General features: G+C 32.3%; 6 protein-coding genes. 3 read left to right on the top strand and 3 right to left on the bottom strand.

Going from position 1 to position 5,588, the window contains the following annotated elements; translation table 11 throughout:
- Window positions 1-421: 421 nt before the first annotated feature.
- On the top strand, window positions 422-1,420 hold the full coding sequence (locus tag PTI45_RS22215) for a hypothetical protein (protein ID WP_069329779.1): 999 nt from the start codon (window positions 422-424) through the stop codon (window positions 1,418-1,420).
- A gap of 31 nt (window positions 1,421-1,451) precedes the next feature.
- Window positions 1,452-1,664, top strand: a complete 213-nt coding sequence (locus PTI45_RS22210; protein WP_069329778.1) for a hypothetical protein — start codon at window positions 1,452-1,454, stop codon at window positions 1,662-1,664.
- A gap of 17 nt (window positions 1,665-1,681) precedes the next feature.
- Here PTI45_RS22210 and PTI45_RS24415 read toward each other — a convergent pair whose 3' ends face one another.
- Window positions 1,682-2,155 (bottom strand): NucA/NucB deoxyribonuclease domain-containing protein, encoded by a 474-nt coding sequence (locus tag PTI45_RS24415; RefSeq protein WP_245703545.1) that lies wholly within the window; start codon window positions 2,153-2,155, stop codon window positions 1,682-1,684.
- Between the two features lie 249 nt (window positions 2,156-2,404).
- Complete coding sequence (locus PTI45_RS22200; protein ID WP_069329776.1) at window positions 2,405-3,769, bottom strand: CHC2 zinc finger domain-containing protein; 1,365 nt, start codon at window positions 3,767-3,769, stop codon at window positions 2,405-2,407.
- Between the two features lie 238 nt (window positions 3,770-4,007).
- Here PTI45_RS22200 and PTI45_RS22195 point away from each other — a divergent pair, with 238 nt between their 5' ends.
- A complete protein-coding gene (locus tag PTI45_RS22195; protein ID WP_069329775.1) occupies window positions 4,008-4,616 on the top strand; it encodes a hypothetical protein in 609 nt (202 codons plus the stop codon).
- A 45-nt stretch (window positions 4,617-4,661) separates the two neighbouring features.
- Here the strand turns inward: PTI45_RS22195 and PTI45_RS22190 are convergent, their stop codons facing one another.
- A complete protein-coding gene (locus PTI45_RS22190) occupies window positions 4,662-5,258 on the bottom strand; it encodes a protein kinase family protein (RefSeq protein WP_069329774.1) in 597 nt (198 codons plus the stop codon).
- Window positions 5,259-5,588: the final 330 nt, after the last annotated feature.

Below are 5,588 nucleotides of genomic sequence, written 5' to 3'. Positions count from 1 at the left end.
AGAGGTGTATAAGAAACAGATTGTGAATAGCTATGGTTTTTAACAAACTCATCTTAGGTATTCGATCAAGCAAGCTACTCAAGCTCGTGATCGTTCTGGAAATAGTACCTTTTTTTGAAAGTGCTACCTTTACTTTATTCAGCTTCTTCGCTCCTATTCTTTTATTTTTGGACAAAAAAAATCGCATCCAAATTAAAAGAACCAATAACGCTCACTAGTAGACATACTAGGTTTGGTCGTTTTAATTTAAACGCGATTTGTGAAAAAAATTCGGGTTGTCGCATGACACCGAAATAGGAATAATATTGAAATTTATAAAACAAAGATTATCATACCCTTGAAATTTTGTCTATTTAAAAAAATGAAAGTTTTTCCAAACCTAGATATACTAGCATTATCAACAATTATTGGAGGTTTAACTATGAGAGCTTTATGTTCATCTCTATTACAATTAATTAAAAATGTAATATTAATCGCTGTTTTTGCCTATCCGATTACTTTTATTATTCAACTTCTAGTAGGTAATTCTTTATTTTCAAGTTATAACTTATTATTGATCCACTATGTTCAACACTACGGGAGCTGGCTCATTCTCTTTACTGCGACTCTTATAATCGCTCATAGTAATGAGAATCAAATAGCATTGATGGAAAAAATTCGAGAGAATCATTACCTTTTAGAGGTGCAACGTTGGGCAGCTACCTCGTTCATCTCCCCTACACATTTATATTATCTATTCTCTCCACCTACTGCTGTTACTTCAGATCAGAAGAGTAATGCTTATGATCCTTTCTATATCAAAGTGGTTAATGATTTTAGAGATCGGGTGTATTCCCATATCATTCCTTCACGTACGATCCCGCTGCGTAAGCCCAATATGATTCAAATTATTGGAAAACCTATGACAACCTATCTCTTTAAGCATATACTAAATATTGTACTCGTTATTTCAGTAATTATTTTTTGGAATATTCCATATTTGTCTTCATGGTATAACCTAATTCTATTTTTTATAATTTATCCTACATTAAAAATGACGGATTTTATAATTGCATTTTGTTATATCCAACCTACCTCCGTTTATAAAAAAATAGAAAACCAATTTCATACAACTGAACCTTATATAAGTTGGAATCAGCTAGATTCTAATAGTGACTTTGGACAAACGATTTTATTTTCTTGGAAAGCTGATTCTGACAAAAGACAACGTGATCATAATCAATTACATTCGCTTTCCCAGCATAAAATTGATTATAATAGTCCAGGTATTTCTTGTTATCCTTATCCTGAAAAAGAACATTCTTATTTTGAATCTAAAGAGAATTCTTATTCTAACTTCAATGAGATTATAGCTATGCCGGTCATTTCTAATCATAAGAATAATGTTATTCCTTTTACTAAGAGGAATAAGAAAATATAATTACTGATTTAATGCTATAGGAGAGCTCGCTATGCATACATGGATGAGAGATAATTACAAAATCATTCCTATTGAACATCATCATGGACTATACAAGTTTGAGGTTGTTCAAAATAATGAAGTTATTGCTGTCATAAGCCCAGCTACCCTCATACAACAAAAGCAAGTCATTACTGCTTTAGATGAAGGTGAAGATATTCATGGTTGGGATGACTGTACAGGTAATACAATCTATGTGTATTAACACAAAAAAGACTGAAGCTATAGAGGAATATCTCTATAAGCTTCAGTCTTTTGGTTTAAGGCGTAATAAATAATATTTGAGTGCCCTGGGTAGTCTTGGATTCTACGACCTAACCAAGCTCCAGAGCCTCTATTATCAGATGGATGTACATATTTAATATCTGCTCCATGACCACCTTCTACACATACAGCTGGAGGAAATTCATCTCGATCAAATCCTTTTTTGATAGGAGTATTTCTCAAAGAATTTTCCCTTCGTCGATCTGCCCCATCGCGGTCAATTGTACAAATAGAAGGTTGTCCATTTTCTATCGCTTCTTTCATATGCTGTACCGTTTCAGGATACCTTTTAACAGGTATCTTAATCTGGATAACATCTGTAGTATGGACATAAATAGGGATATGATTAACTTTTTTTGATTTTTCAATATCATATTTGTTCCAAGCTATTGCTAGAGCAATCAAAATTACACACAGTATTAACTTTTTCACTATTGTTCCTCCTTACAACCCTTTAATAAACAATAAAAATCGAATAATTGAGAACAACATAAATCCTATCCCAATCAATTTACTTATCAATCTTTTTATTTTAAAAAGTACTATACCTACGATTATTATCGCTATAATTAAAATCCAATTCGTCAATATAAAATCTTCCATGTTATAAGCTCCTTCTTCATAAAAAAAACGAAGGTATCTCGATGAGATCACTTCGTTTTTAAATGACTATAATTATTTTTAACCTGTATAAGGTAAAGATACTACTTTTCGATCATTTGTAAGAATATCAATTTCTATAGGTAAAACTCCATTTAAAAGACTATCATCTAATCCTTTTCCATCTTCAGGATTCCAGCACCAGAGTACTACCTCAATGTCCTCTTTAATACAAAGAGTAACCATATTCTGAAGGTGCTGAAATACAATCACATTTTTACCTTGTTTTTTAGTTTTATCTACAAATGCATCTGTATCAATAGCAATAACTAACTTTTTAATCTGCATCCTTTTCGCTAATGGAATTAGGTCTTGATAATTTCCTGCGCCTGGCAAACCAAAAACTAGCTGATTTGTGTAATTGGCTGTAATAGTTGATTTATGTTCTCCTTCAGTTACTATGGCAACAGAAGTATCGAAATAATGACTTAATTCATCACCAGGTTTCCATAATTTTAAAAGCTTAGAAGGAACCGTGACATTAATAACAGCACCTGAAGGAGCTCCACCTATACGTAAGCGGTCTCTCGAATAAACGGTACTATTCTTAATTTCATCAGGAGAAGTCGGATCAGATGAAAACCAAACGTATTTTGCTTTTCCGTCTGTTCTTCCAGTTGCTACGCGTAAACGCACAATCAATCCTAGCTCATTGCGGACTGGAAGATAATATTTCCCTTGCATCCCTATGATCCAATACCAATCATCTTCATTAGCCGGATCACCATTTACTTTTAATGCTTTACTAAAACCAGGTATACGATCTAGATTGTAACCTTCTTCAAGCAATGTTCTTACAATTTGATTTGCTTGTTCGACACTAGTAGGTACAGATCGTAATCCAAAAGCTTGAATTTCGCTATCTGAGTATTTTCGACGTTCTCTCCACTCTTTGACATGATCTTCTAGTAAAGGACATAGAGATAGATATCGACGATAGACTTTATTACAAATTTCATCAGGTTGAGCAGGTACTTCATCCATCACTGCTCTTTGTTTAGGTACAATCTGTACTGAATCATTTTTGATGACTTTACCATTTTCAAATTTTACCGGAATCCCATAAATTTCTGCTAAGCCTATTACAGAATCTTTAAAGTATTCTTTTTCTGCTGACCCGTAGGTGTGCCAGCTATAGAAACTAATCGCATTATTACCACGACAACCACAACCGCCTCCACCAAAGCATTTAAACAATCCTTTAGAAAGACTGATCATCGTATCAGGTTTTTTTTCAAAGCCATGATTTGGATTTGGACAAAAAAGTGCGTAATTGTTTCCTGATCTTCTCAATGTATGCCCTAAGCGTTCGGCTACATCATCAAGACTAATATTAGATAGCATATTGATTGTTTCTTTTGAGATAAAATTAGCTGTATCATTCATATTCATCGTCCTCTCAATAGTCTTTAGAACAAAAAAACACTTGCCCTTTCCAACGACTATTATTTCTGCAAGGATTGCAAAAATCAGTAGTCACTCGAAAAGATAAGTGTTTTGAAAAAGAAATTCCCATAAGCGCTTGCTAGGGAGTGGGTGAATCTTTAAAATGTATAATATTATTGTATCATATTTTAAAAAAAGCTCAACTTGAATATATTGTTTTATAGGAGTGAATAAATACTTGAATAGGTTTAAACAATTCAAATGGTCCGATGCGTCTGTAGATAAAATAATCGCTCGCATCCAGTATACTTTATTAACATTGCAGGACTTATCAGCTGCTACATATGATATAAACGTTCAACATAAACATCTTCCTACATCAAAAGAAATTGAATCTTTATTTGATATGAATTGGAGTACCTTTATAAAGACCTATATTCCGAAACCATCAGCCGGAGACATAGAAGCTTTCCTTTTGCCAAATTTAGTATATGAATTAAAACGGCTAGATTCAAACAACTGTGATTATTACCAGCGCTATAGAAACAAAGAACAGCCAGCATTGAACTACCTTATTTACATGTTAGATATGGATTGGAACCAAATATTAAAAGAATGTGAACGCATCAAAATTAAATTGAATATACCCCCCAACACAAAAAAATGGACAAATGAAACGATGATTGATCATGTTTTACAACTGCACGCAAAAGGTATACGTTTAACGATGAATAACTTGATTGCTTCTGGTCTATCTCAAGCTCATGTTAAAATACACTTCCGTACTCTCAATAGATTGATTACAGCTGCTAATCTCAAACCATCCAGAGTATATCCCAATAAATAAGGATCAAATGAGATGGCAGTTCTAGATTCTCATTTGATCCTTATTCTAATTATTTAGATATTTTAGGTATCTTTTCATTTCTCGGTTTAGAACTTCTAATCCCCTAGCCACTTGATTTTCGGGATCTAATTGAAAATCAGTATAAAGATCATAACCTCCTAAATCTACTTTCATTAATTTTTTTGTTTTTTGATCCCAGAATATATGTTCCAATTTAAAATCCCAATCTTCTACGTTTCTTTCAGCCGCTAACTTAACAGCTTCGCTATATTGTTCTCTTATTGATTCCAGTTCACCCTTACTTATCTTTTGTTTTTTTAATAAACCATTTAAAGCTTCTCCAGATGCTTTTTCTATGATAATAACCTGTTTATCAATGTACGCGTACATATCAGGATAATAAGGTATACCTGATAATGCTTCGTGAATTTTAATATCATGTCCATTTTTACTACGATCAGTAAAGAGTTTGATTGCAATACTATCGTTAATTGCTTTAAAAACGTGTGAGCGGTGTTCGAAAGGAGGACTTGGAACTCTTTCAAAATCTAATAAGGTAGTTAATGCAGGCCAATATTCTTCACTTAATATGGCTTGTTGGATTTCTGATTTTAGCTTTTTAAAATTTGAGGTTATTTCCAAATGAATTCCTACTTTCTTTTATTTTAAAGAATTGTAGTAGCTATCTTCTTCATTATAAGCTTTAAGCTAAAAGATGAATAAAAATTTGTATGTAGATACTATTTTAAAAGATAGATATATAAAAAAGAAAGACTTAGGATCAGCAATTCCCTTGCTACTCTTGACTTTAGACATTTTATTTCTAAAGAAAACAGAACTTTGATTTCTACTTTCCTAAGAATACATAAAGATAAATAATCTATTCATATAAAAACAGAAAATCAAAAGCAAAAAATCTAATTATTCGCTAATTATTCATAAGTTTAGTTATCTACAAGTATAGTTCTGTTT

The organism is Paenibacillus nuruki (assembly GCF_001721045.1).
GTDB lineage: Bacteria > Bacillota > Bacilli > Paenibacillales > Paenibacillaceae > Saccharibacillus > Saccharibacillus nuruki.
Note: the sequence above shows the minus strand (reverse complement) of the source record. Positions and strands in the feature narration are given on the sequence as shown.

What these genes read in the sequence shown, in the direction of transcription:
- PTI45_RS22200 (WP_069329776.1), bottom strand. Translation starts at nt 3,769, where the DNA reads ATGAATGATACAGCTAATTTTATCTCAAAAGAAACAATCAATATGCTA.
- PTI45_RS22210 (WP_069329778.1), top strand. Translation starts at nt 1,452, where the DNA reads ATGCATACATGGATGAGAGATAATTACAAAATCATTCCTATTGAACAT.
- PTI45_RS22215 (WP_069329779.1), top strand. Translation starts at nt 422, where the DNA reads ATGAGAGCTTTATGTTCATCTCTATTACAATTAATTAAAAATGTAATA.